Source organism: Methanocorpusculum sp. (assembly GCF_030655665.1).
Lineage (GTDB): Archaea > Halobacteriota > Methanomicrobia > Methanomicrobiales > Methanocorpusculaceae > Methanocorpusculum.
On the sequence record NZ_JAUSPQ010000004.1, the window covers coordinates 120,411 to 145,955 of the forward strand.

The 25,545-nt window shown below is 51.5% G+C and carries 31 protein-coding genes; 16 read left to right on the forward strand and 15 right to left on the reverse strand.

Going from position 1 to position 25,545, the window contains the following annotated elements; genetic code table 11:
• Nucleotides 1-43: 43 nt before the first annotated feature.
• From Q7J08_RS01965 to Q7J08_RS02000, 8 genes are all read right to left on the reverse strand, one after another.
• Nucleotides 44-970 (reverse strand): hypothetical protein, encoded by a 927-nt coding sequence (locus Q7J08_RS01965; protein WP_304910010.1) that lies wholly within the window; start codon nucleotides 968-970, stop codon nucleotides 44-46.
• A gap of 375 nt (nucleotides 971-1,345) precedes the next feature.
• Nucleotides 1,346-2,839: a bifunctional phosphoribosylaminoimidazolecarboxamide formyltransferase/IMP cyclohydrolase gene (purH, locus tag Q7J08_RS01970; protein ID WP_304910011.1), complete on the reverse strand. Its 1,494-nt coding sequence runs from the start codon at nucleotides 2,837-2,839 to the stop codon at nucleotides 1,346-1,348.
• Between the two features lie 302 nt (nucleotides 2,840-3,141).
• Entirely contained in the window at nucleotides 3,142-4,281 is a 1,140-nt protein-coding gene (gene dnaJ, locus Q7J08_RS01975) for a molecular chaperone DnaJ (protein ID WP_304910012.1), read from the reverse strand.
• Nucleotides 4,282-4,308: 27 nt separating this feature from the next.
• Complete coding sequence (gene dnaK, locus Q7J08_RS01980) at nucleotides 4,309-6,174, reverse strand: molecular chaperone DnaK (protein ID WP_304910013.1); 1,866 nt, start codon at nucleotides 6,172-6,174, stop codon at nucleotides 4,309-4,311.
• A 14-nt stretch (nucleotides 6,175-6,188) separates the two neighbouring features.
• Complete coding sequence (locus Q7J08_RS01985; protein WP_304910014.1) at nucleotides 6,189-6,719, reverse strand: nucleotide exchange factor GrpE; 531 nt, start codon at nucleotides 6,717-6,719, stop codon at nucleotides 6,189-6,191.
• 168 nt (nucleotides 6,720-6,887) lie between these two features.
• Nucleotides 6,888-7,247, reverse strand: coding sequence for a zinc ribbon domain-containing protein (locus tag Q7J08_RS01990; protein ID WP_304910015.1), 360 nt, complete (start codon nucleotides 7,245-7,247; stop codon nucleotides 6,888-6,890).
• Nucleotides 7,248-7,373: 126 nt separating this feature from the next.
• On the reverse strand, nucleotides 7,374-8,057 hold the full coding sequence (locus Q7J08_RS01995; RefSeq protein ID WP_304910016.1) for a DUF4013 domain-containing protein: 684 nt from the start codon (nucleotides 8,055-8,057) through the stop codon (nucleotides 7,374-7,376).
• 127 nt (nucleotides 8,058-8,184) lie between these two features.
• Nucleotides 8,185-8,841, reverse strand: coding sequence for a DUF4013 domain-containing protein (locus Q7J08_RS02000; RefSeq protein ID WP_304910017.1), 657 nt, complete (start codon nucleotides 8,839-8,841; stop codon nucleotides 8,185-8,187).
• A gap of 77 nt (nucleotides 8,842-8,918) precedes the next feature.
• On the opposite strand from Q7J08_RS02000, the gene Q7J08_RS02005 reads away from it, so the two are divergent.
• Entirely contained in the window at nucleotides 8,919-9,221 is a 303-nt protein-coding gene (locus tag Q7J08_RS02005; RefSeq protein ID WP_304910018.1) for a hypothetical protein, read from the forward strand.
• Nucleotides 9,222-9,240: 19 nt separating this feature from the next.
• Here Q7J08_RS02005 and Q7J08_RS02010 read toward each other — a convergent pair whose 3' ends face one another.
• Nucleotides 9,241-9,534: a hypothetical protein gene (locus tag Q7J08_RS02010; RefSeq protein ID WP_304910019.1), complete on the reverse strand. Its 294-nt coding sequence runs from the start codon at nucleotides 9,532-9,534 to the stop codon at nucleotides 9,241-9,243.
• 328 nt (nucleotides 9,535-9,862) lie between these two features.
• Between Q7J08_RS02010 and Q7J08_RS02015 the strand changes: the two genes are divergently transcribed.
• Genes Q7J08_RS02015 through Q7J08_RS02085 form a run of 15 tightly spaced genes read left to right on the forward strand, consistent with a single transcriptional unit; the run spans nucleotide 9,863 to nucleotide 18,509 of the window.
• Nucleotides 9,863-10,402 (forward strand): Na+/H+ antiporter subunit E, encoded by a 540-nt coding sequence (locus Q7J08_RS02015; RefSeq protein ID WP_304910020.1) that lies wholly within the window; start codon nucleotides 9,863-9,865, stop codon nucleotides 10,400-10,402.
• Nucleotides 10,399-10,659 (forward strand): cation:proton antiporter, encoded by a 261-nt coding sequence (locus Q7J08_RS02020; RefSeq protein WP_304910021.1) that lies wholly within the window; start codon nucleotides 10,399-10,401, stop codon nucleotides 10,657-10,659. Before Q7J08_RS02015 ends, Q7J08_RS02020 begins: the two co-directional genes overlap by 4 nt.
• Nucleotides 10,656-11,033, forward strand: a complete 378-nt coding sequence (gene mnhG, locus Q7J08_RS02025) for a monovalent cation/H(+) antiporter subunit G (protein WP_304910022.1) — start codon at nucleotides 10,656-10,658, stop codon at nucleotides 11,031-11,033. The genes Q7J08_RS02020 and mnhG overlap by 4 nt, the downstream gene beginning before the upstream one ends.
• Nucleotides 11,030-11,302 carry a hydrogenase subunit MbhD domain-containing protein gene (locus tag Q7J08_RS02030; protein WP_304910023.1) on the forward strand — a complete coding sequence of 91 codons (273 nt, stop codon included), beginning with the start codon at nucleotides 11,030-11,032 and terminating at the stop codon, nucleotides 11,300-11,302. The genes mnhG and Q7J08_RS02030 overlap by 4 nt, the downstream gene beginning before the upstream one ends.
• Entirely contained in the window at nucleotides 11,299-11,583 is a 285-nt protein-coding gene (mbhE, locus tag Q7J08_RS02035) for a hydrogen gas-evolving membrane-bound hydrogenase subunit E (RefSeq protein WP_304910024.1), read from the forward strand. Before Q7J08_RS02030 ends, mbhE begins: the two co-directional genes overlap by 4 nt.
• Nucleotides 11,580-12,113 (forward strand): Na(+)/H(+) antiporter subunit B, encoded by a 534-nt coding sequence (locus Q7J08_RS02040; RefSeq protein ID WP_304910025.1) that lies wholly within the window; start codon nucleotides 11,580-11,582, stop codon nucleotides 12,111-12,113. The genes mbhE and Q7J08_RS02040 overlap by 4 nt, the downstream gene beginning before the upstream one ends.
• Complete coding sequence (locus tag Q7J08_RS02045; protein ID WP_304910026.1) at nucleotides 12,110-12,457, forward strand: sodium:proton antiporter; 348 nt, start codon at nucleotides 12,110-12,112, stop codon at nucleotides 12,455-12,457. Before Q7J08_RS02040 ends, Q7J08_RS02045 begins: the two co-directional genes overlap by 4 nt.
• Nucleotides 12,454-14,025 carry a proton-conducting transporter membrane subunit gene (locus tag Q7J08_RS02050; RefSeq protein ID WP_304910027.1) on the forward strand — a complete coding sequence of 524 codons (1,572 nt, stop codon included), beginning with the start codon at nucleotides 12,454-12,456 and terminating at the stop codon, nucleotides 14,023-14,025. Before Q7J08_RS02045 ends, Q7J08_RS02050 begins: the two co-directional genes overlap by 4 nt.
• Entirely contained in the window at nucleotides 14,022-14,360 is a 339-nt protein-coding gene (locus tag Q7J08_RS02055; protein WP_304910028.1) for a hydrogenase, read from the forward strand. The genes Q7J08_RS02050 and Q7J08_RS02055 overlap by 4 nt, the downstream gene beginning before the upstream one ends.
• Nucleotides 14,357-14,788: an NADH-quinone oxidoreductase subunit B family protein gene (locus tag Q7J08_RS02060; protein ID WP_042697635.1), complete on the forward strand. Its 432-nt coding sequence runs from the start codon at nucleotides 14,357-14,359 to the stop codon at nucleotides 14,786-14,788. Before Q7J08_RS02055 ends, Q7J08_RS02060 begins: the two co-directional genes overlap by 4 nt.
• Nucleotides 14,788-15,369, forward strand: coding sequence for an NADH-quinone oxidoreductase subunit C (locus tag Q7J08_RS02065; protein ID WP_304910029.1), 582 nt, complete (start codon nucleotides 14,788-14,790; stop codon nucleotides 15,367-15,369). The genes Q7J08_RS02060 and Q7J08_RS02065 overlap by 1 nt, the downstream gene beginning before the upstream one ends.
• Entirely contained in the window at nucleotides 15,370-16,590 is a 1,221-nt protein-coding gene (locus Q7J08_RS02070) for a nickel-dependent hydrogenase large subunit (protein WP_304910030.1), read from the forward strand. It abuts the gene before it with no gap.
• A complete protein-coding gene (locus Q7J08_RS02075; protein WP_304910031.1) occupies nucleotides 16,587-17,588 on the forward strand; it encodes a respiratory chain complex I subunit 1 family protein in 1,002 nt (333 codons plus the stop codon). Before Q7J08_RS02070 ends, Q7J08_RS02075 begins: the two co-directional genes overlap by 4 nt.
• Nucleotide 17,589: 1 nt before the next feature.
• Nucleotides 17,590-18,030, forward strand: coding sequence for a 4Fe-4S binding protein (locus Q7J08_RS02080; RefSeq protein WP_304910032.1), 441 nt, complete (start codon nucleotides 17,590-17,592; stop codon nucleotides 18,028-18,030).
• A 5-nt stretch (nucleotides 18,031-18,035) separates the two neighbouring features.
• Complete coding sequence (locus Q7J08_RS02085; RefSeq protein ID WP_304910033.1) at nucleotides 18,036-18,509, forward strand: GNAT family N-acetyltransferase; 474 nt, start codon at nucleotides 18,036-18,038, stop codon at nucleotides 18,507-18,509.
• A gap of 260 nt (nucleotides 18,510-18,769) precedes the next feature.
• Here the strand turns inward: Q7J08_RS02085 and Q7J08_RS02090 are convergent, their stop codons facing one another.
• Genes Q7J08_RS02090 through nifD form a run of 6 tightly spaced genes read right to left on the reverse strand, consistent with a single transcriptional unit; the run spans nucleotide 18,770 to nucleotide 25,537 of the window.
• Nucleotides 18,770-19,405 (reverse strand): Fe-only nitrogenase accessory AnfO family protein, encoded by a 636-nt coding sequence (locus Q7J08_RS02090; protein WP_304910034.1) that lies wholly within the window; start codon nucleotides 19,403-19,405, stop codon nucleotides 18,770-18,772.
• Between the two features lie 14 nt (nucleotides 19,406-19,419).
• Nucleotides 19,420-19,728: a (2Fe-2S) ferredoxin domain-containing protein gene (locus tag Q7J08_RS02095; RefSeq protein ID WP_304910035.1), complete on the reverse strand. Its 309-nt coding sequence runs from the start codon at nucleotides 19,726-19,728 to the stop codon at nucleotides 19,420-19,422.
• A gap of 2 nt (nucleotides 19,729-19,730) precedes the next feature.
• Nucleotides 19,731-21,137, reverse strand: coding sequence for a nitrogenase component 1 (locus Q7J08_RS02100; RefSeq protein ID WP_304910036.1), 1,407 nt, complete (start codon nucleotides 21,135-21,137; stop codon nucleotides 19,731-19,733).
• On the reverse strand, nucleotides 21,124-22,494 hold the full coding sequence (gene nifE / locus Q7J08_RS02105; RefSeq protein WP_304910037.1) for a nitrogenase iron-molybdenum cofactor biosynthesis protein NifE: 1,371 nt from the start codon (nucleotides 22,492-22,494) through the stop codon (nucleotides 21,124-21,126). The genes Q7J08_RS02100 and nifE overlap by 14 nt, the downstream gene beginning before the upstream one ends.
• A gap of 35 nt (nucleotides 22,495-22,529) precedes the next feature.
• Nucleotides 22,530-23,924: a nitrogenase molybdenum-iron protein subunit beta gene (nifK, locus tag Q7J08_RS02110; protein ID WP_304910038.1), complete on the reverse strand. Its 1,395-nt coding sequence runs from the start codon at nucleotides 23,922-23,924 to the stop codon at nucleotides 22,530-22,532.
• Entirely contained in the window at nucleotides 23,924-25,537 is a 1,614-nt protein-coding gene (gene nifD / locus Q7J08_RS02115) for a nitrogenase molybdenum-iron protein alpha chain (protein ID WP_304910039.1), read from the reverse strand. The genes nifK and nifD overlap by 1 nt, the downstream gene beginning before the upstream one ends.
• Nucleotides 25,538-25,545 lie beyond the last annotated feature (8 nt).

The following is a 25,545-nucleotide window of genomic DNA, read 5'->3' on the forward strand; positions in this document are numbered from 1 at the left end:
CGGGCGGATGAGAGTAGTCACCCGCGAGCAGGCAAAAAACAGTTTACAGGATCGTTGCCTGGATCCTGTCCTCTAGTTTCTGCAACAGATCTTTTTCATCCTCCCACAGGATGAGGTTGTCGTATTGTATGTCGAAGTGGAGCCGGTTTACCTTCTTGCCGTCCTTTTCCTCCTCAAACCATTTCTTGTTACAGGTTTTGATGACTTCGCGTCCAAGCCCTTTTGCATATCCTGCTTCATAATAGACCGACAGGGGGTTGGAGGTGAAGTCTGCGATGATAAAACGGCTGGTTTTGATGCCGGCAATGACTTTGTCGGTGATGTCTCCCGGGTATTTCGTTTCATCAATGGTGAAGACGGAGAAGCCAAACTTTGCGCATGCGGGTTTGATTCCTTCTTCGTATACTGATTTGAAATCGTCGGTACATTTCATGGCGACGAATACGGCGGTGGAGTTATTATTGCCTGATAGAAGAGATTCGGCGTATTTCATTCCTTCTACGGTGATGAAATATCCGCAGTCGTATTCACCGAACCGTGCCTGACGTTCGCAGAGATAGCCGATATCGGTCAGGATAGAGACCATGAGATTGAACTCGGCAGCATCTTCCGCGTAGCATACGGACGGGGGATATTTTGCGAGTTTGGAGATATGGTTTTTGAATCCCGACCCTATGCTGTAGATAAACAGTATGAGTTTATCCAGTTTCTGCATGGGGGTTCGTGGAATACGCGAATCGGACAGGACGAAAGGAAGCGTCCCGGCATTGATCCGTATGGAGTGGGATCTCATGCGGGTTTCAAAGAGAAATCCGGAAAGAACTACTTTATGTTCCTGGATCAGGGGGAGATCTTCATCCGCAAGTTCATAGGCAAAGCAGAAATCACATTTGTAGGTGGGAAGATTACTCCCTGCTCTTGAGTGTATATAACAGTGCTCTCCGCATATTGGACATTTCACTTCTTCCATATTATCGTCCACGAGAATTCTGCAGCATTAACGCCGGATAAGAAATCATCCAAAAATATGGGTAACCAAAACTAATTAAAGCATTAAGTTTGGAGGGTCTGTAATAAGGATGGAATCAGGTCCTTATTGGGGGTTCCATGCGAAAATAAAAAGAACCCCGTACGGGTAAGTCGTCATAGTACATTCTGCATGCCCATTGCTCTTTACTTCTCCCCTGTGAGAAACCCTTCCTCGGGTTTCTCATCATGCTATTTGAAAACTCGTCGAAGGGTTTCCACAGGGCAGAAGTAAGGGATGGACGGATCTTCTGCACATAGCAGACGATACCCAACTCCCAAAAAAAGCAGCGGGGTATGACCCCGCAAAAATATGTTTTTAATGTCTGAAGTGCCGTGTTCCGGTGAACACGACCGCGACACCGAGTTCATCCGCTTTTGCGAGCACCTCGGCGTCACGGATCGAGCCACCCGGCTGAATAAGCGCAGTTGCCCCAGCGGCAGCCGCCACTTCCAGTGTATCCGAGAACGGCAGGAACGCATCGGACCCGATCACGGTTCCTTTCATCGTTCTGCCGAACTCCGCAGCTTTCTGGACAGCGAGCTTTGCCGAGTCCACACGGTTCATCTGACCAACACCGATACCAACCGTCTCGGTCTTGTTCGCGTAGATGATCGCATTACTTTTAGCGTACTTGACCACCTTCCAGGCGAGTTTGAGTGCTTCGACTTCGTCCGGGGTCGGGGCACGCTTTGAGACGACCTTCCAGTCCTCGATGTATGCCGGGGTCCTCTGAACGAGAATACCGCCGTCGATTGTGCGGATCTCGTCCGCAGGTTCTGCCGGAGGAAGAAGCAGAAGACGCATGTTCTGTTTCGTCTTCATCATCTCACGTGCCTCGTCGCTGAACGACGGAGCGATCAGGACCTCAACGAACGTCGAGCAGATCTCCTTGGCGATCTCGGTATCGACAGGTGTACTCATCGCAACGACCGAGCCGTAGGCCGAAACCGGATCGACATCCCGGGCCTTGAGATACGACTCAAGCTGATTCTTTCCGACAGCCACACCGCACGGATTATTGTGCTTCACGATTACCGTCGCAAATCCATCTAGTTCTCTGCACAAACTGACGGCGGCGTGAACATCAAGATAATTGTTGTAGGACATCTCTTTGCCCTGCAGAGCGACCTGACCGGCGATGCCGGACGTCCCGTAGACGGCGGCCATCTGATGCGGATTTTCTCCGTATCTGAGTTTTCTGCCGTTTCCAAACTGAACAGTGTATACATCCGGGAACTCCTTCTCGATGCCGTTGAGATAGTTGGAGATCAAAGCATCGTATGCAGCCGTGCGGGTGAATGCTTTCGTTGCAAGACGGAGTTTCTGCTCCGGGGTGAACCCTCCTGTTTTGATCGCTTCGATAGCCATCGGATAATCAGATGGATCGGTCAAAACGGCAACATCCTTGTAGTTCTTGGATGCCGCACGGATCATGGCGGGGCCGCCGATATCGACGAACTCGATGAGTTCCTCGAGCGGGAGATTCTTCTTGGACATCTCCTCGAACGGATACAGATTGACACAGAGGATGTCGATCGGCTCAATGCCGTGTTTTGCCATGACTTCATCGTCGATGCCTCTGCGGCCAAGAAGACCGCCGTGGACCTTCGGGTGGAGGGTCTTTACACGGCCGTCCATCATCTCAGGAAAACAGGTATAGTCTGAAACGTCTTTTGCAGGAATGCCGGCTTCACGCAGAGCCTTTGCCGTTCCGCCTGAACTTAAGATTCCAATGTTTTTTGCAATCAGGGCACGGGCGAGATCAAGGATCCCGGTCTTGTCCCAGACTGACAGCAGTGCAAGAGTCATTATCTATTACTATAGACGCGAGGGTTAATTAAGGGTAGCACATCTTAACCAGAGTGCTGAGAATACAGTGAAAAATCAGGGTGGGGACCGGGGTTGATCCGGAGTATTCGGCCCTTGCGAAGATTCCCGGTCCTGGGGTGTTTACGGATATATTGTGTGAGGGGTAAGGCCTTCACGCGGGGTTGCGTGAAGGTAAACACTCGCTTCGGATGTAGTGAGAATAAATCCTCACTTGGTCGCAAATCAAAGATTTGCTCCCCGTTTCGGATTTGGTGACGGTTTTACCGTCACCAAATCCTCACTTACTTAAAGATCCCTCGTTTCTTCCGGCCTTCCTTCTCATCATCCTTGGATGATGAGGGAGAACCGGCACTTCCCTCTGCCTTCAGAAGCTTTTCATACAGCTCTTTTTCAGCCGAGGAGATCTTCTTAGGGGTCGCGATCACGATCCTGACAAGCAGGTTTCCATAATTGCCGCGTCTTCGAACACCTTCGCCGGCGATCCGGAGACGGGTCCCGTAGGCAATTCCTGCCGGCACCTTCAGCGCGACCTTCGTTCTGTCGATCGTCTCGATCTCGACCTCGCAGCCGAGGACCGCCTGTGCCGGCGAGATCTCATACTGCGTGATCAGATTGTCATCCTCGCGGTCGAACTTCGGATTCGACACGACATAGACTTCGATATACAGATCGCCGTTTCTCGCTCCGTAATCTCCTGCCTCGCCGTATCCTTCCATACGCAGACGCATGCCGCTGTCGATTCCTGCAGGTACACTGACCGTCACCTTACGGCGAACCTTGGTCCTCCCCGTCCCGTTACATTTCTTACACGGAGACTCGGGGATCTTCCCTCTTCCACCGCAATTTGGACACGGGGACTGGGTGACCATCTGGCCGAAGATCGAGTTCTTCACCTGTTTGATCTGACCAGTTCCGCCGCATTTACTGCATGTGGTGGTCTTCTTCGTTGAACTGCCTGTCCCGTCACAATCAGGACAGCTTTCCATATGCATGACCTCGATCTCTTTCTGTGCTCCGAATACCGCTTCCTCAAGCGTTATCTGGATCCGCATCAAAAGATCGTCGCCCTCTCTTGGTCCGCTCTGTTTGCGGCCCCCTCCGCCAAAGAAATCGAAGATATCTCCGAATCCCGAGAAGTCCGCATTGAATCCTGCGCCTCCTGCGCCTCCAGCACCAGAGTAGTTACCCTTCGATGCATTCGTGAAATTATCATGTCCAATCTGATCATACTGCCGGCGTTTCGTCTCGTCTGAAAGAACATCATACGCCTCGTTGATCGACTTGAACTTCTCCTCAGCCCCGTCATCCTTGCAGACATCCGGGTGATATTTCTTGGCGAGGTTTCGGTAAGCCTTTTTAATGTCTGTCTCCGTAGCATTACGGGGCAAACCTAAGACATCATAGTACGATTCCGAACCCATTTCTTACATTCCCAAAAAAAAGGAGGTTTAATCCTTTTTGACTTCGTAGTCTGCGTCTACGACATTGTCGTCGGTTTTGCAGGAGTCACAGTTTCCTTCACATCCAGAACCGGCCGCATTGCCTGCTGCCTGCTGTTCTTCCTGGATCTTCTGGTACATCTTGGAGGTCGCAGCGAAGACTACTTCCTGAAGGGCGTCCATCTTCTCTTTGATCTCCTCGGAGGATGCATCCTCCTTTGCAAGGACGTCTTTGAGAGCAGAGGCGCCTGACGAAATCTTTTCCTTGTCTTCGGTGTCGATCTTGGCGGAAGTCTCTTTGTCGTTGACGAGTTTTTCTGCAGCGTAAACGGCGTTGTCGGCGTTGTTACGGAGTTCGATCTCATCACGGCGTTTCTTGTCCTCTTCCTCGAACTGTTTTGCGTCCTTGACCATCTTATCGATCTCGTCGTCCTTGAGATCTTTTCTGCCGGAGATGGTCATCGACTGCTCGTGACCGGTTCCAAGATCCTTTGCTGAGACGTGGACGATACCGTTTGCATCGATATCGAAGGTAACCTCGATCTGCGGCATACCGCGGGGTGCCGACGGGATGCCGGTAAGCTGAAATCTGCCGAGACTGAAGTTGTCGCGGGCGAACTGACGTTCTCCCTGCACGACATGGATCTCAACAGAGGTCTGATTGTCTGCAGCGGTCGAGAAGATCTGACTCTTTCTGGTTGGGATGGTGGTGTTTCTCTCGATGAGTTTGGTGGCGATGCCGCCGAGGGTCTCAATACCGAGGGTCAGCGGGGTGACATCAAGTAAGACGACGTCTTTGGTCTCTCCGGTGAGGACTGCTCCCTGGACTGCTGCACCGAGTGCAACACACTCGTCAGGGTTGAGGGTCTTGTCGGGTTCTTTACCGAGGAGGCTTCTGACGGTCTCGATGACGACTGGGACACGGGTCGATCCGCCGACAAGGAGAACATGGTTGATGTCGGAAGCGCTGAGGCCTGCATCCTTTAATGCCTGCTTGACGGGTTCGACGGTCTTCTGGACAAGGTCGCCGATAAGCTGCTCGAACTTTGCACGGGTCAGATCGACATCCAAGTGTTTTGGTCCGTCGGTGGTCGCAGTGATATATGGGAGGTTGATGCTTGCCTTCTGAAGTGAGGAAAGTTCGATCTTTGCCTTCTCGGCAGCATCCTTCAGCCGCTGGTGTGCGACCGGATCCTTTCTCAGGTCAACGCCTTCCTTCTTCTTGAACTCGTCGGCAAGGAAGTCAACGACGCGTGCATCGAAATCATCTCCTCCGAGACGGTTGTTTCCTGCGGTCGATTTGACTTCGAAGAGTCCGTCGTCAAGAGTAAGGATGGAGACATCGAAGGTTCCTCCACCAAGGTCGTAGACGAGGACGGTGACTTCGTTTTCTTTGTCGAGGCCGTATGCAAGTGCCGAGGCAGTAGGTTCGTTGATGATACGAAGGACTTCAAGTCCGGCGATCTTGCCTGCATCTTTGGTTGCCTGACGCTGGGCGTCGTTGAAGTAGGCCGGGACCGTGATTACGGCTTTGTCGACTTTTTCTCCAAGGTATGCCTCTGCATCCATCTTGAGTTTCTGCAGGATCATTGCAGAGATCTCCTGAGGAGAGTATTTTTTGCCGTCGATCTCGGTCGGATGTTCGGTACCCATGTACCGTTTGATCGAGCTGACGGTTCTTCCGGGGTTGATGATCGCCTGACGTTTTGCAACGTTTCCAACGAGTCTCTCTCCATCTTTGGAGAATCCGACTACAGACGGGGTTGTTCTGAATCCTTCTGCGTTTGCGATGACAACAGGGCTCCCGCCTTCCATGATTGCAAGGCAGGAGTTGGTGGTCCCGAGGTCAATTCCGATTACTTTGTTTGATGCCATTTTTAGTACCTTTATTATTCTTTTTTCTTCGCTACGGCCACTTTTGCGTGACGAAGCACCTTGTCGCGGATCGTGTATCCAGGAACGGCGATGTCGATGATCGCACCTTCGGGAGCGTCTGCGGGGATGCAGGCGACGGCTTCATGGAATGCGGGATCGAACGTTGTTCCCGTGATTTTCATTGGTTCTATGCCGTTTCTCGAAAGGATGGACAGATACAGTTTGTGGATCTGCTCGAGTCCGTCACGAAGATTTTCGTCATCGCTTTTGAGAGCACGTTCGAAGTTGTCGAGGATGTCAATGATGTCGAGCGCAAACTTTTCGTTTGCATACCTGACAGCGCTTTCCTGATCGCGTTTAGCACGCTTTCTGTAGTTTTCGAATTCTGCTGCGAGACGAAGATGTTTGTCATTGAGTTCATCGTATTTTTTTGTGAGTTCGTCAACAACAGTGGTTTCAGGAACGGGATTCTCATCCGGGTTTGTGATTTCTGCCTGGGAAGAGTCAGTGTTTTTGACCTCCTTTGGCTCGGTGTGTTTGTCCATGGCTTTTCCTGTTTCGCTTGTTGCACATATTTGTTGTATTGCAGTTCTATATATTAGTTTTGTTTGTGGACCATACTGATATGCAAATGTATTCACTCCATACTAGAAGGGAAGGAGTCTGAAAGAAAAAAGCGCGATGACAGGCAAAATAATGTGGAGGTGAGAGGATTATCTGTTTTCTTCCAGATATTGGATCCAGAGCATATTGTTTTCTTTGCAGAGTTCATAGCCTTTTAGCATACCATAGATCCACAAAGCAAAGGGCACGAGGAACGTCCAGCAGAAGAGAATGGACAACACCAGGTGAAGAACCCCAAGTCCAACACGTCCGGCATACATGAGTCCGGCACCGATGATGAAAAATCCCAGAATAACGGCGAGAAATTCGCTTTTCTCACCGGTGACCAGATCACCATGTGCATTTCGTGGGAGATTGCTGCGGGGCTTATTATGTATTCGTGTTCCGCACACAGGACATAGCTCAGCGGTGGTAAGAATTTCAGCACCGCACCCTGGACAAAATGGCATAATCAGATACTCCATATCAACGGATCGTATGATCCGGCTAACTATGATTGATTTGCCTTTGCAAGAGATAAGCATTCTCAAAACGGCATCATATAAAAAAATAAAAAATAAAAAGATTTTTTGTTCTTACTCGAACAGATTGGCGAGATACTTTGCTCCCCAGAAGTAGAGGAACGGCATGATGAAGATCAGAATGACCCAGCCGAGGATCGGGATCATTAAGCAGATGAGGATGATCGCACCGAAGATGATCCAGAAGAGGATGAGCGAAAGGATGTACTTGAGCCAGCCTGCTTTGCTGATCATTCTGAATATTTCACCGAAGTGGAACGCAGCACCGAATCCGTTGCGGGCAAAGTTGACCACAGCCGGTTTTGCGAACAGAGCAAACAGGAATGTGACGATGATACAGAGCAGAATCAGACCGAACATGAGGGCAAAACCCACACCTGTCGTGACCACGGGTACGACCGGAGACATCGCCGACATCGTTGACATTGGCGTCACGGTGGTAACTGAACTGATCGTGAACATGCCGACCGAGATAACAATCGTAAGAATGATCGGAATGATCATGTAGATGATACCAATGATCAGTGCAAGAAGACCGTCAACAAAGGATTTTCCCATATTGTCGAGATTTGGTTCATCGCCGCGAAGGATCTTCACAAATGTTCCGTAGACTATCCAGTTGACGATCGGGATAAGGTTGAGGATCGAGAGGATCAGCCATGTTCCGATGTTGCCCCCGAGTTTCTCTTTTGCAAACCCAAAGGACGCGGTTAAATTTTCTCCAATTTCAATTGACATAGTATAACCATCTCTTTGTATTGAGATTTATATTATAAGGACGCAGGCATATATAAAACGATTTTGCCGCAAAGAAAAGATCTGCAGAACCTAAAATGAAAATTAAAAAAAAAATGTTTTGGTATTCTTACGCAAACAGGTTTGTCCAGAACTTGCTGGCCCAGACGATGAGGAAGGGTAAAATGATGATCATAACAAGCCATCCAATGAACGGGATCATGCCAAGAAGACCAATGATACCAAAGATGACTGCAAGGATGATGATGCATAAGATGTACTTAAGCCAGCCGGCCTTTGCGACCATGCCGAAGATCTCACTGAAGTTGAATGCTGCGCCAAATCCTTTGCGGGCAAAGTTGACTATTGCCGGAGTCATGATGAGGGCAAACAGAATGAATATTATGATACAGAGAAGGATCAGTCCCATACTTGCTGCAAGGGCAGCAAACATCGCGGCTCCGCCCACTGATCCGGTAGGTGACATGAAAACGCTGCCGATCATCAGACTGCCGACGCCAAGGAGGATAGCGATGATCGTCGGGATAAGCATGTAGATGAATGCGATGATGAATAAAAGAAGACCATCAACAAAGGATTTCCCGATGTTTTCAACTTTCGGGTCCTCTCCGCGGTAAACCTTCAGGTATGTTCCCATTGCGATGAAGTTAACGATCGGGATGATGGTCAGGATCATCAAAATGATCCAGTTACCAATACTTCCCACGAGTTTATCTTTTGCATAACCAAAAGATTCGGTTAAATTTTCTCCAATTCCAATTGACATAATAATACCATCTCCTTTTTTGAGATAGTTTATAGAAGAACGTTCTAGTATATAAAGTCACTTCTGAAGTATCTATTATGTTAAACAATATATCCGGATTTATCAACGGGAAACACAGAATTGACTCGAAACACACGGCATTATCGGGAAAATGCAACCTGACCGGAAAGGATTTGATGAAGAACGCATATCACGCGCTTTGGCAGGGTCGGATGATATGGATGGATGACGGGCATAATGCACGGTTTATGCCTACGTCCGCGGGGATCATCAGAAATGAGGGACCTGGAACACCTCGGCGGATAGCCAAAACAGGTAAAAACAGACTGGGTAAAAATAATGTTGAAAGGATGCAGGAGTCTCCCGCATCTATTTTATGAAATTATAAGGGATTATCCCTTAGCGGGTCAGGTGCTGGGTCCAGAGTTCGTTGTTCTCTTTAATGGCCTTGTAGGTCAGATAGAGAGCCACGATCCAGACGATAACTGCGAGGATAGCGGGAATGATCAGGACTGCGAAAAATGCACAGATGATCTCTATAATGAAGAGAGCAATACCAAGTCCGACGCGTCCCGCATAGGCAAGTCCGATCCCTCCAAGGAAGAACCAGAGGACAATTCCCAGAATCATACTTTTTTCACCGCTGACAACTTTTCCATAGGATGTTGTCGGCAGTCCGTTTCCATTAACCATAATTATGTTACTCCTTGCCATTCAATCAAATCGAATGATTTTCAGACATCCGTATATTACGCATACTGAGATATAAATATATCCGAAATACTACCGAAGATAAAGATAAAATCAGGCTGCATTCAGGTTATTCTCAAAAGGATAGAGATCCACCGTTTTTTTGTTTCCGGGAAATACAGGGAAAAACCCGGCGCAGAGTATAAATTACTGACAAACTTATTAATATAGATACGGGCATCATCCACGACGTATGAGTCTGTACAAAATCATGTGTGGAGATAAAGTGATAATTTATCATGAGAAATAAGAGCAAACTCAGGGGTGAAACGTGAGTAACGTTTTCCCCGCAATACTCGCAGGTGCTGCAGCATTCATCATCTATCTGATACTGTCTGCAGGTTCGGCAACACCAAACGACGGGATCCTTCTCTGGTCATCCGCAGAAATCATCATTGGACTAATTCTTTCGATTATAACCGGGTTGATATGCCGGAAACTCTGGGTCGGAAAAAGCTATAGAATGGCAAACCCGCTTCGCTGGCTCCTCCTGATCGTCTATATCATTCCGTTTCTAATCGAACTTATTATTGCAAATCTGACCGTAGCCTGGAAGATCGTCACCGGCAGAAATATCAGACCTGGGATCGTGAAACTCACGCCTGGCATGAAAACCGACGGAGGCGCACTGCTTCTTTCGGCATCCATCACCTATCAGCCGGGAACGGCCACGGTGGACGTGAATGACGAGACCAGGGAACTTTACGTCCACTGTCTCGATGTCGGCGAAGATCCAAAAGGGATCATACCTGCAGATAAGATCTTCACGAAGATCGATCTCGCTAAATGGATCAGGAGGATCACCGAATGAACGATATATTCATGATCGCAGCGATCATTTTCGTGCTTCTCATCTTTGCATGCGGGGTTCGAATCTGGCGCGGACCGACAAATGCCGACCGTATGCTCGCACTCGAAGTGGTCAACATCCTCGTTGTCACCATCATGATCACCCTCTCGCTCTGGTTCGAGCAGCCGGTGTTCATCGATGTGGCGATCGTCTATGCTCTTCTCTCCTTTGTAGGAACACTCTACGTCGCAAAACTCATCATGGGGGATCTCCAATGATCGATATACTCGTAACCGTCTGTGTGGTGATCTCACTCATATTCAGCATCCTTGGGGTGATCGGTCTTTTCCGGTTCCCTGACTTTTACACACGCATCCATGCCGCCGGACTGGTCGGCAGTCTCGGATTTCTTTTCATGGGAGCCGCCGTCCTTATCTACGCCGGAGGTCTCCTGCTTGCGGGCGATGAAGCCTGGCTCAACTACGGGGCACACGTTGTTCTGGCCCTCATGGTCGTGGTGATCACAGGGACAACGGCGACCCATGCGATCGCCCGCAGTGCATACCGCTCGGGAAATATGCCGATCGCAAAAATCGACGCCCTGAACGCGGACGAAACAAAAATGAAACACCGGGAGGAACGAAAGAAATGATCGAACTGTTTCCCGAAAGCTATGTGGTTTTACACCTTCTCTTCCTCGCAGCAATACTTTTATCTGCAGTGACGGTATTTTTCCTGAAAGATCTGATAGCGGCCGCGATAGCGTTTTCCGCATTCAGTTTCCTTCTCGCTCTTGAGTTCTTCCTTCTGCAGGCACCCGATGTGGCGATCGCAGAAGCAAGTATCGGAGCAGGGATCTCGACGGCGATCATGATGATCGCCATACGCGGGACAAAACGTAAGGAAGGTGAAGAGGAATGAAAGAAGCAGGTTCCATCTTCCAGCCAAGATTTGCGATCGTTCTGATCGTCCTGGTAACAATAATCTTCCTTCTGCCGGCATTCGGTCTGACCTTCGGCGCTCCGGAGGCCACGATGACGGACCAGTATTACATCGATCACTCGCAGACCGAGACCGGAGCGAACAACGTGGTCTCTGCAGTCGTCTTCGATTTCCGTGGATTCGATACGCTTGGTGAAGCGACCGTTCTGTTCATTGCGGTCCTCGGGGTCGCGATGATCTTTCGGAGGACACACAAATGACGATCGGTCTTATTGTCAAAACAGCAGGCCGCCTGCTCGTTCCGTTCATCTTCATCTTCGGTTTCTACATCGTGGCACACGGTCACCTGACACCAGGCGGAGGATTCCAGGGAGGAGCCGTTATCGCGACAGGCGTTGCACTGATCCTCGTCTGTTATTATTACCGCGAGTGTATGGAGAAGTTCATCCCTGTCTCGAGCTTCAAACTCGTCGAATCGGCAGGTCTTATGCTCTTCATCTGTACGGCACTTGCCGGACTCGTGGTCGCATCGGGCTTCCTCTTCAACTGGCTGAACGCCACGGGAGGACTCTTCGGGAATGCGGTCGCCTACGGAATAAATCCCGGCGATCTCTACACCGCCGGAATCATCCCGATCCTGAACTTCGCTATCGGGATCGAGGTGTTCGGTGCCCTTTCAGCCGTGCTGATGTTCATGTTCGCCGGTCTGAAAGAACCCACACAGGAAGAGGACGATGCAAAAGCACCGGTCCAAAATATGCATAAGGGCAAAAAAGGAGTGAGAAAATGATAGCAAATCTGCCGTTTATTGCGGTGGCATTACTTATCGGCATCGCGCTTGCCACCATTCTTCTCAAGAAGAATATGATCAAAATGGTGATGGGTCTCGCGATGCTGGAAGGAGCGGTCAATCTGTTTCTGGTAACTCTTGGCTACCGGGAAAACGGGATCGCCCCGATCTTCACGAATGCACCGGAAGGCGCCGATATGGTTCTCCCGACGGTCCAGGCGCTCACGCTGACAAACATCGTTATCGGTGTTGCAACGACTGCCCTTCTGCTCGTTTTAGTGATGGTCATCTATAAAAAATACGGTACGGTCAATGCGGATAAGATGCGGAGGCTCAAGGAATGAACGTTCTTTTCGATAATCTGCCGGCACTGCTGATCGCGGTTCCGCTGTTCTGCGCATTCCTCGTCCCGATCATCGGAAGATTCCTTCCGCAGATCCGCGATGCCTGGATCATTTGTGCCTCGTTCGCTTCAAGTCTTCTCGCCGTTATTACGGCGTTCACGGTCTACACGAAGGGAACGATCGTGTATGTCTTCGGAGCGGCTGCAGGCTCGCCCGCGGCTCCGATCGACTCAGGAGGGATCCCATTCAGGATCATCTTCACGATCGACGGATTCGGCGTATTCATGCTGCTTTCAGCGGCGATCGTTTCTTTCGCGGTCGTTCTCTACCTCGTTTCATCCCAAAAGGAACGGAGCGGAAAATCCGAGTTCTATGCACTGTATCTTTTGCTGACCGCAGGCATCTTCGGCATGGTCTCAACCGGGGACATGTTCAACTTCTTCGTGTTCCTGGAGATCAACTCCCTTGCCGGCGCAGCGCTCGTCTCCTATCACCGGAGAGGCGGAATCGCGGCCGAAGGAGCGCTCAAATACCTGATCGTCAACACCGTCGGCGGACTCATGGTCCTGTTCTCGATCGGTCTCCTGTATGCCCAGTATAATTCGCTGAACATGGCAGTGATCGCGTCGCAGATCTCGCTTTCGACCCTGAACATCATCGCACTTGTCCTCTTCATCGCGGCTCTCGCCATGAAAGCAGGATCGGTCCCGTTCCACTTCGCAACGCCCGATGCATACTCGGTCGCCCCCTCGGGGATCACCGCAGTCATGATCGTTGCAAGCCAGGCAGGTCTGTATGGTCTGTTTAGGATCCTCTTCACGCTCTACGGCGACACGTTCAACACCGTTACGCTTGGCTGGGTCATCATCGTTCTTGGTGTCCTCTCAATGGTCATCGGCGTTACGATGGCGATTCCCCAGAAGGATGTCAAACGTCTGCTGGCATATCATGCCGTTTCGCAGACCGGATACATGCTTCTCGGCGTGGGCGTAGCGTTGGCAGTTTTAGGAGATCCCATCGCGATGGCCTCCTATGGTCAGACGGCCATGGAAGGAGGTCTCTTCCATATCATCAACCATGCGATGTACAAGGGTCTCCTGTTCCTCGCGGTCGGTGCCGTTATTTATCGGACCGGTGTCTGGAGTCTGAACAAGATGGGAGGTCTCGGCCACAACATGAAATGGACGATGATCTTCTTCCTGATCGGAGCATTGGCGATCGCAGGCATCCCGCCCTTTAACGGATTTGCCTCGAAGCTGATGATCTATGAGTCGGTCTTTGCATTCAACCCGGCCCTTTCGATCATCGCGATGGTCGTTTCCATCCTAACGCTCGCATCCTTCATGAAAGTGTTCCACTCGATGTTTATGGGACCTCAGCTCCCCGAGTATGCAGAAGTAAAGGAAGTCCCGAAGCTCATGATCGCAGGAATGGTCATCCTGACGATATTCGTCATCGGATTTGGTCTCTTCCCGGATCTAGTGGTGAACAATCTCGTTGCCCCGGCGGCTGATGCCCTCATTAATAAAGGTGCATATATCACCGCGGTCTTTGGAGGCGGATTATGATCGGAGATCTTTTAACAGGATACGGATTCTGGAATCCGCTCGTCTGGATCGCCGTTATGGCCACGGGACTTCTGGTCGCCTGGCTTATCTGGCGCTGCGGCGAGTCGGACTATGACATAGGAACCGAACAGACGAAACCCTACCTCTCAGGAAACGACGAGCCCGAAAAAGGCGCAGTCCATATCAGAGGCGGGAACATGTACTGGGGATTTACGCATGCCCTCAAAGGATACTATGACAAACTCATCCCGCTCCATTCCGGTGTGGTGAACGATTACCTCGCATGGTTCCTGATAGGAGTCATTGTTATTTTCGTGGTGGTGATCATGGTATGAAGCTCACACCATCCTTAAACAGATCTCTCTGGGTCTTCCACTTCAATGCGGGGTCATGCAACGGCTGCGATATCGAGATCGTGGCGACCCTGACCCCCAGGTATGACCCTGAACGCTTCGGCGTAAAACTCGTGGGTTCTCCCCGCCATGCGGACGTATTACTCGTAACGGGACCCGTCACGAACCAGATGGCCGACAGACTCCGCAGGGTCTATGCCCAGATGGCCGGACCAAAAGTGGTGATGGTCGTTGGAACATGCGGCCAGTCAGGCGGCGTGTTTTCGACATCATACAATCTGGCAGGCCCGGTCGATCAGATCATCCCGGTGGACGTGTATGTCCCGGGATGTGCCCCAAGACCTGAGGCGATCATCAACGGCGTTGTCACGGCGATCGCGAAGCTCGAACGACTCGAAGGAGGAAAATAATGGACGAAATATATACCCCCGCGGAAGTGGTGGATAAACTCAAAGCCTCACTCGGCGATTCTATGCTGGACTCCTCCATCAGGGTAAGAGCCGAAGGAGTGAAGAAACGGGAGAACAGCAATATCTGGATCACGATCCAAAAGGAAGCGATCCATCAGGCAGTCGAAGAGCTGATGAAGATCCGGTACCCCCACTTGTCCTGCATTTCAGGATACGACAAAGGACCAAACGATCCAAATCTCAGGGTCCATTACATTTTCTCCCTCTACGGCGGGATCGAAAACACCGAATGTATGGTCATCTTTTCGACTGATATCCCGAAAGCAGACCCGCATATCCCAACGATCACCGATCTGATGGAAGGTGCAGCGTTCACCGAGCAGGAGAAAAGGGAGTATCTCGGCATCGTTGTCGACGGTCTGCCGCCGGCAAAACACAAATTCTTCCTGCCGCAGGATTTCCCGGCAAACGTCTATCCTTTACGAAAGGATGAGAAGAAGATCCCCGACTCGATGATCAAAAATCTCTGGGCATGCGGCAGACCGGATAACCGGCCGCCTGCACCTCTGGAGGATGAGTAAATGGCCGGAAATGCGCCATACATCGTCCCGGTCGGTCCGATCCACCCGGCACTCAAAGAGCCGGTCCACATCGAACTGACCGTCGTCGGCGAAGAGGTCATCTCGGCCGACTTCACGCCCGGACAGACCCACCGCGGTATCGAGTGGATGGGTCTGTCCCGAAACCCGGTCCAGATCGTGCATCTCACCGACCGGATCTGCGGTATCTGCGGTGTGACCCACTCGCTTGCATTCGCACGGGCGGTCGAACAGATCGCGGACATCACCGTCCCCGAACGCGGAGATTATGTCAGAACGATCATCGCCGAGTTCGAGCGTATCCAGTCCCACCTGCTTTGGGCAGGAGTCGCCGCCCACGAACTCGGATTCGACACGCTGTTCTATCTTGCGTGGAGGGTCCGCGAAGAAGCGATGGATGCGATAGAAGTGATCACCGGAAACCGGGTGAATTATGATATCATCCAGATCGGCGGGACACGCCGGGACATCACAGAGGATCAGTATGTAAAGATCCGCAAATGTCTGAACACCTACAAGGACCTGTTTGCGAAACTGAAAAAACTGTTCCTGGAAGACGCGGTCATCAAATCCCGCTGCGTCGGAACAGGCCTTCTCTCATTCGAAACCGCGATGGCGTATTCCGCCGTCGGTCCGACCTCGCGGGCATCGGGCGTTACTGCCGATCTCCGTGTTGATTATCCCTACTGCGCCTACGGAGATCTGGATATCAAACCAGTCATGCCCACCATCTACGGAAGCGATGTGAACGGAGATACCTATGACCGGATCGTGGTCCGTATCTTTGAGATCGCTCAGTCAATCGAGATCGTCGAGACATGCCTCGACAACATGCCTCCGGGACCCGCCCTCTGGGAAGAGAAAGTCGCAAAGATCCTCTCGACCTGCAAGAAAGCATCGGGCGAAGCAGTCGGACGTCACGAAGCCCCGAGAGGAGAAGCAGTCCATTATGTAGCGATGGACGGGGCAGAAGCTCCGATCGCCTGGAAGGTCAAAGCCTCATCATACAGTAATCTGCATGTCTGGCCAATCATTCTGAAAGGCGCTCAGCTTGCCGACATCCCAGTCATCGTTGCCTCGGTCGATCCGTGCATGTCATGCACTGACCGTGTCGCCATCACGGATAACGGATCCACGAAGATCTTCACGAAAGAACAGCTCGCAAAGATGTCCTACGAGAAGTCCCGGAGGATGATGCAATGAATATCATCCTTTCCGCAGTCGGCGGAACGGTGGTCCTCGCGATCATCGCGATCATCGTCGGCCTGTTCCTCGCCGGGATTGACCGAAGGATCGTCGCCCACATGCAGGCACGCATGGGTCCCCCCCTTACCCAGCCGTTCACTGATGTTCGAAAACTGTTTGCAAAACAGAGCATCGTGCCGGCAAACGCGATCCCCTGGCTCTTTAATCTGATGCCGATCGTCGCTCTCGCCTCCTCGATCGCTGTGCTTTTGTATCTGCCGTTCGGCAGCCTGGCCCCGATCCTCGGCGATGCCGGCGATATGATCCTCGTGCTCTATCTCCTGATCGTTCCGTCACTTGCCCTCGTGATCGGCGGATTTGCCTCGGGCTCTCCGTATGCAACGATCGGCGCTCAGCGTGAAATGGTCTCGATGATCGCCTACGAATTACCGCTCGCAGTGTCCGTTATCATCATCGCCTGGAGACTCATGACCGCGAATGTTGCCGACCCGTTCTCCTTTACAACGCTGATGCAGACTTCCGTCTGGGATGTCGTCGGACCTCTCGGAGTCATCGGTCTTCTGATCCTTTTGATCCTTTTTGCCTGGATCACACCCGGAGAACTCTCGAAGGTCCCGTTCGATACGCCAGAAGCGGAAACGGAACTCGCAGGAGGAATTCTCGTCGAGTACTCGGGCAGAAACCTCGGTGTCTTCTCACTTGCTCAGGCAGTGAAAACGGTCGCGATGATCGCTTTTGGCGTCATCATCCTGCTGCCCTGGAATCTTTCCCCGGTCTTCGGCCTCACCGGGGCCGGAGCTGCGGTGATCGATATTCTGTTCTTCTTCGCAAAAGTCATCGTCGTCTCGATCTTTTCGGTGACGGTGATCAGAACGATGATGGCAAGGTTCCGTATCACGCAGGTCGTGAAAGTCTACTGGTTCATCTTCGGCGGGCTTGGGATCGCGGCGATCATTCTTCTGATGCTGGATGCTTTTCTGATGGGGGGGATCTAAGATGTTCCCGATGCTCAAAGAGATCCTCGTCCAGTCGGTGAAAAAGCCGGTCACAAATCTTTTCCCGGCAGCTCGTCTCCCAAAAACCATAACCGGATTTTTAGGGAAAGTGAGCGAGGGAAAAGCAGCGCTGATCCCTCCGGTGGAGACGCCGGAGAATATGCGGGGTAAACTGCTCTATGATCGAAACCTCTGCAACGGGTGCGGCCTGTGTATGAAGGTCTGTCCGGCCCATGCGATTGAACAGGTCACCTATCCCGTGCCTCCCGCAAAAGAAGGAGAGGACAAGCCGCGTGTCCAGAAAAGGGTCCGTATCTATGTTGGAAACTGTATTTTCTGCGGTCAGTGTATCGATATCTGCCCAAAGGACGCCATCTCCCAGTCGTCGGAGTTCCTGCTTGCAACGGAAGACCGATTCGCTGAAAGCCAGATCATAGAGTGAGAGCTTTGCAGATCAGTTTACGAACCTGGGAAGAGCGTGATGCTCCTTCCCTTGCTTTTTTTGCGAATGAACCTTTAATTGCAAAGAATCTGCGGGCAGGGTTTCCTTCGCCGTATGGTCTTGACGATGCGAAAGCCTATATCGCGTTTTGCCATCAGCCGGACTTATCGGAAAATCTCTACCTCGCGATAACCGATGACGATACGGCAGTCGGCAGTATCGGTGTGTTCTGCCGGGGCGAAAGAAAGGCGGAGCTCGGCTACTGGCTCGGCAAACCTTACTGGGGCAAAGGGATCATGACGAAGATGGTCACAGAGATATGCGATCTGGCATTTCGTACATTTCCGATCGACGAGATCTTCGCCGAGCCCTATGAATGGAATGCTGCATCGCAAAGGGTACTCGAAAAGGCGGGCTTCGTATATGCCGGAGCTAAGGGAAAATCCCGGGTGTATACGCTTGCAAAGGTTCGAGCGTAACTTTCGATAGAAATCTCTGCAATTATTTTTTTGGTGTACACTTCAGTTTCATGTAGGGGATTTTTTTGGGTTGGTACCATCCATCACACGAAAACGACGAAACAAAATACGAAAATAATGTGCTGCAAAATTTGGATTTAGACTTAGTATTAGGTTATTTCCAAGGCAGGGATACGAAAATTTCCGATACATACCAATCAAACGAATTGTGAAAAGAAAAAAAATGTGCCTAGGAGTTGATCACACCTAGGAGATGCAGGTCAGATCCCGCTGGCACAGGTCTTTTTGGTAAGGAACAGCCGAAACTTTGACGAGCCAGTGAGTGGTTCGACGCGGGAGTCGAACCTCTCACCCGCAAGTTCGCCCTCCAGCCATGGGGGAATATGGCAGCAGTCGATCTGCAGTTCGTAGAACGTTCCGGCAGAGAGAATCGGCATCAGGATCTGTTTGGAGGTGATAGTGCCGTTCTGTCTCTGAATCTCGGTTAGGGATATCTGATAGACACCGTTCCCGAGGTATGTGACAAAGTTATGTTTCGTCTCAACTGTTTCGGAAACATCTTGGTCTGCTTCATCTTTGGAAAGGATGTCATCGAGACTGAACAGGTCAGCATCTAAAGATTCCCACAGGTGAATACCGTTCCTCTCCAGATGATATGCCGCCGCCCCGATAAAGGAGGAGGCAACCAGAATTTTGCAGCCGTCCAGCAGTTCAAGAATCGATGCTACTGCTTTCCTGAGATCAGCAATGCCGCTGATGTCCCCGAGAGTTATCGGCAGGACGCCGACAAGTTCCCAGACACCCTGTTCACGCCGGAACTTTTTGATATGTGTTGTCGCAGAAAGTGTCGCGACCGCGTCCGTATCCTCGCAGCATACTGCAATCTCTTTTGCCATTGGATCCTCCTCTCTTATGTGATCACAAGACGTTCCACGACGGTGCCGTCAAGGACAGCGGAAACTATGTCCTCCGCATCTTCAGACGCAACACCGCCATACCAGACATTGTCCGGATACACAATTACGATTGGTCCCTGATCACACAGGTTTAGGCAGCCTGTCGTAGAGACCATGATCTCATCTGAGACTCCGCGGTTGTCAATCTCTTCTACAATCATCTGCACAATCTCTGCGGCATCTTTGCCCTGGCAGAAACCTTTCTGCTGGCCGGTCAGCCGGAAACTTGCACAGACGAATATGTGGTGTTTGGGTTTCTCCATTTTTACCTCTCGATTTGTGGAAAATACTGATCATACATTCTTTTCCGGTACGTGCTGAACTTTCGTTCAAGGAGCGTGTTCACGCAGGTATCCAGTAGCCGGTTTGTTCCCGCATACAGCGTGGAACAGATACGCTGGCCGCCGATACGGTCATGTATCGGAAAGCCCAGACGGACGAGGGGGATGCCCGAATGCTCTTCCAGATACTTCCCGTCAGAGTGACCGATCGCGATGTTCGATCCACCGATCTCGCTTTCTCGGCGAACTGTACCAAAATCAGTATCACTGAAGATTGTTACCGGTTCACCTATATCTGCGGTAATCGCAGAAACGGCTTCTTTCCAGTGTCTGTTCCGACTGTCGGAGGCAATAACTCTTGGATACATACCAATTTCTGTGGTAAATCCAGCGAGTGCATACGTTAAGTCCGCATCGCCGAACAGCGTGCACCGGCCGGAAAATGCATGTTTGTGGCCGTCGATCATGGCATCCATCAGCCGTCCGCGTTCGGCAGCCGTCTCGTGTGCCATGGATTTACCGGTGATCTTTTTCAGCAGGGAAAAAAACTCATCCGTTTGCACAAGTCCGATGGGCGATGCAATGCGGTAGTAGGGAACACCGAACTTTTCCTCCAGATATTTTCCCGGGAACTTTCGTTCGTCTCCCGGGGAGCCGAACTCAATTGTGGCCTTTGCTCCGCCCATATTGTGGAGCACCGCAACTGGTGTTCCGCCTGATGACATTTTGGTGTAGGTGGCACCATACGGACGATCCATCGTTTCGCTGATATCAGGAAAGATGGTGTAGGGTATATCCATTGCACTGAGAGTTCTTTTCATCTCCCGGACATCAGCAGGAGAAAACGTGATCGGGACGATGATGTTCACTCCTTCATGAGGTGTCGCCTGCTCCAACGGCAGGACAAGCTGCTCAACTACGCAGCGGAGGGTGTACCAGTAACCATCTCCATGACTCCCTCCGTAACCGGGAGTTGGTGCCGTGATGAACATCGACCTCGAAACCCCGCGTTCACGACAGTACTCTTCCACAATCCGGTGAACGTCCTCGCCGGTTGTTTCGGCAAGACAGGTGGTCAGAACACCGATGACTGCGGGGTCGTAGGCTTTGCGGATATTGTCGATCGCGGTCTTCAACTGATCCGATCCGCCGTAGATAGTACCCTTCTCATTTAGCGAGGAGGAGCCAACATCCACAGGTTCGTCAAAGTGTTCAGCGATGTGACGGCGCATATACGTACTGCAGCCCTGTGACCCATGCAGGATAACCATTGCTCCTTCGATTCCTTTCAGGGCAATGATTCCTCCCATCGGCATGCACATATTGCAGGGGTTTTCTGCGATTGAACGGGATTGGGTTCCCTGCTGAACGGGAACGTCAGAGATCTCCACGGACTACACCTCCTTTGACTGCGTTCCAAACCGGTGAACATATCGTCGTGTACACTTCATGGGCGAAATTTACCGCACCTTCAAAGCCTGCGAGCGGATGTTTCCGGTCATGATTGTGATCCACAAATGCAATGCCAAGTTTGTAGGCAAGCGGTCGCTCTTTTACACCGCCCACCAGCAGATCCGCCCCCTGTGTCAGCATGAATCTTTCCAGCTCCGCAGGGTTTGCATCATCGAGAATGATCGTGCCGTCATTGGCAATGTCGCCAATGATCTCGTAGTCCTCGCGGCGGCCGGTCTGCGTTCCGACCATCACTACTTCCATACCGATCTCCCGGAACTGGCGGATCAGCGAAATTGCCTTAAACCCGCCTCCCACATACACTGCAGCCTTCTTTCCAGAAAGTGCGGTGCGGTATCCGGAGATATCCGGCATCACACGACGCAGCTCTGCTGCAATCACTTCTTCTGTTCTTCGGATAATTCCCGGATCATTAGTGAACCGGGCAATCTTTCGAAGCGAGTCTGCAGTATCTTCCACGCCGAGGAAGGAAACCTGCATGAAGGGAATATGATAGGCTTCCTCCAGTTTTTGGGCAAGGTAGAACATGGATCCTGCGCACTGAATGATGTTCAATTCAGCGTTTGCGGCGCGGCGGATCTCTTCATACCTTGAGTCTCCGGTGAAGACCACGTTCACGTCAATTCCGATCTTCTTAAGATAGCTGCGGATTATCCAGGCTTCTCCGGCGAGGTTGAAGTCGCCGAGATAGTTGATCACCGGGCGTCTGCGAAGCAGCAGCTTCGTTGTCGGCGGTTCAATCAGTTTGAACAGCACGTCGCATGCCGTCTGATAGCCAATCGATTTAGTCCCCACAAATCCGCTGGACTGCACCGGCAGCACGGGTACGCCGTACTTTTCAGCGGCTGCTTTACAGACCGCGTCCAGATCATCGCCGATGATGCCTACCACACAGGTCGAGTAGACAAACACGACAGGCGGCTGATACTTTGGAATCAGTTCATCAAGGGCCGCGGCAAGTTTGGTCTCGCCGCCGAAAATGATGTCCTTCTCCCGCAGGTCCGTGGAAAATCCCTCACGGTAGAGGGATTTTCCACTGTTCAGACTCCCCCGGATGTCCCAGGTATAACTGGCGCATCCGATCGGGCCGTGTACGAGGTGAAGAGCATCAGCAACCGGGTTCAGGACCACACGTGCCCCACAATATACGCAGGCACGCTGGCTGACGCAGCCGGCAACACTTTCCGCCCCGCAACTGATGGGGAGCGTCTGATGACGCTCCCCTTTCTGGCGGACAAATTGTTCCCGTCCTTTGAGTAGTACTACATCCTCCATCTCTGGATCCTCCCGATGATTATATCGTGTTCTTCTTACATTACCAGTTCAAAGTCTTCGTCGGCTGCATCCCGATCGCACCGGTCAAGCAGTGCATCGCTGATCTGTTCGATCAAACGGAGTGCACCGCGGTAGCCGGTAACCGGCATGTACGGGTGAATCGCACGGTCAAGAATCGGGAACCCGAACCGCACGAATGGAATGTCTTCCGCCCGGGCGATGTACTTACCGTAGGTGTTGCCGATTAAGAGATCAACCGGCTCGTTCTTGATCCACTGGTGAAGCGTGAACAAATCACCTGCTGCCTTCACGTTTCCGCAAACTCCTGCCTCATTAAGCATTGCCTTGACTTCCTGTTCAAAACCGCCGAGACCGCTGCCGAGAGCGCCGCCCGGCGTTCCGGTCAGCACGTGAACCGGCAACATGCCAAGACTCAGGCAGAACTCGGTCATCGCGGTTACAACGTCCGGATCACCAAAAATTGCCACCTTCTTTCCATGGAAATGGAAGTGGGTGTCGGTCATCACATCAACCAGCTGACCGCGTTCGCACTCAAGACTTTCAGGAATCTCGGTTGCGAATGCTCCACGAAGAGCCATCAGGAACTCATCTGTTGCCTTGATGCCGATCGGCTCCTTTAGACTCACAAATGGGATCTTGCACTTCTTTTCAAGACTTTCTGCCGCCATCTGTGAAGCAAACCTACCGAGTGAGATCGTGAATTTCGCATCTCCGGTCTTCTTCAACTCCGGAATCGTCGTTCCTCCGGAAGGATACATCTCGAACTTACCAGTCATTGGTGAGTCAACAACACCTGAGGTGTCCGGGAACATGATGTATTTGATACCCATCTCCTCGGTCAGGCGTTTGATTTCCCGCATGTCCGCCGGGTTGACAAAACCCGGGATGATGTTTACGAACTTCTCTTTCTTCCCATCGGCAAGCTTCGTCTCTGAGAAGTAGGTCACCATCGCATTGGTCATGTTGGAAAATCCCGTAATGTGGGATCCCTGATAACTCGGCGTGTTTGCATGGAACACCACTTTTCCCTCGGGAATCTCCGACTGGCGGATGGCTGTCGGAATGTCGTCGCCGATCGTTTCCGAAAGACACGTGGTGTGAATGGCAATCACATCCGGGTTGTAGATGGCAAACACGTTCTTGATGGATGTCTTGAGGTTTGCGCCGCCGCCGAAGACCGAAGCTCCTTCAGTAAATGAACTGGTCGAGGCCATGATCGGATCACGGAAATGCCGCGTTAAGTGCATCCGGTGAAACGAACAACAGCCCTGTGAACCATGACTGTGCGGCAGACAACTGTGAATGCCGAGAGCCGCATACATTGCGCCGACCGGCTGGCAGGTCTTAGCCGGATTGATCATGCCGCCGCTGTCGCGTTTGATCATCTCTTTGGGTGTGTATTCAAGCATTACTGGTCACCTCCGTTGATCGTGGCGTTTAAGAACGGCTGATTCTTCCATGGCGGAACAATATAGTTCCAGGTCGGTGATGCAAAGGACATGCTGATGTCGCGTGCGAAGATTACCGCCCCGTTGAACCCGGAGTATGGGCCGCTGTAATCGTAGGAGTGCAGCTGTTTGGATGGGATTCCCATCTTCTGAATTACATACTTGTCCTTGATTCCCGAGGACACGATGTCAGGATGCAGGATTTTGATAAACTCCTCGGTCTCGAAGTGGTTGAGATCGTCCACAACGATGGTTCCTTCCTTCATGTCGACGATCAGTCCCTTGTACTCGTTAAACGGGAACTTTTCCTTGAGTTTGGCGAGACGTTCAGGAGCAATCTTGATTCTGAAACGTTTGGGGTCAGCCTCAACGTGCAGATCGGGGATATTCTTGGAATCAGCATCCTTTTTGATCGTGGGGATTACCAGTCTTCCCTCGTAGTCGTCACGATGGGCGAACTCGTATCCCGCAAGAACCGTCTCGATACCGATCTCAGAGAAAAGACCCTGATAGTGGTGACCTCGCGAGCCTCCTACGAAACAGAACGCGGTCTTGCCTTCGCAGACTTTCCTGTACTGATCGATAACCGGCTGGATCCTTGCCAGTTCACGGGCGATGATCTCTTCGGTCTTCTGCATGAGATCCTTGTTACCGAAGTAGGCGGCCATCGCACGCAGTGAATCGCAGGTGGACTTGATGCCAATGAAGTTGACCTTCAACCATGGCGTGCCGTATTTGATCTCCAGCATTTCTGCGATGTAGTTGATCGAACGGTGACACTGCACGAGGTTGAGGTCAGCGGTGTGGGCGAGCTTCATATCTTCGTAAGATCCGTCACCAGTCATCACACAGACCACGTGATATCCGATGTCTTTGAGAATACGGGCAATTTCCCAGCCGTCGCCGCCGATGTTGTATTCACCGAGCAGATTGACCGCATACGGTTCATCGCATGTCTCCACATCGCTGTTGCCGATGACTTTGTCCATCAGCATGTTGTTGGCAATATGGTGACCTGCGGACTGGCTGACGCCCTTATATCCCTCACATTGGAAAGCAAGTACCTGAATGCCGTGACGCTCTTCTGCAGCACGGGCGACCGCTCCGATATCATCACCAATCAAACCAACCGGACAGGTTGCTGCAATGGAGATTGCGTTCGGATGAAAAATCGCAACCGCCTCATCAATGAGTTTGGCGAGCTTTTTTTCTCCGCCGAAGACGACGTCGGACTCCTGCATGTCGGTAGTGAAACAATAGTTGACATAGTTTTTGCCGTCATCTCCAGCCTTTGCCTTGTTTCTGCGTGTGCCCCAAGTATAGAAGGCGCAGCCTACCGGCCCGTGAACGATGTGAACCATGTCCTTGATAGGGCCGACCACCACGCCTTTGCATCCAGCAAAAGCGCAGCCGCGGTTTGTGATGATTCCCGGCAGTGTCCGGGTGTTTGCTTCTATCTGCTGTGCGGTCTCGGTATCCGGTTCCTTCAGCACAATATGACGTCTGCGGTTGACCAGTACTTTCTCGGGGTATACACCGAGTACCTCTCCTAACTTCTCTTCCGTTATCGCCATTTTCTCCC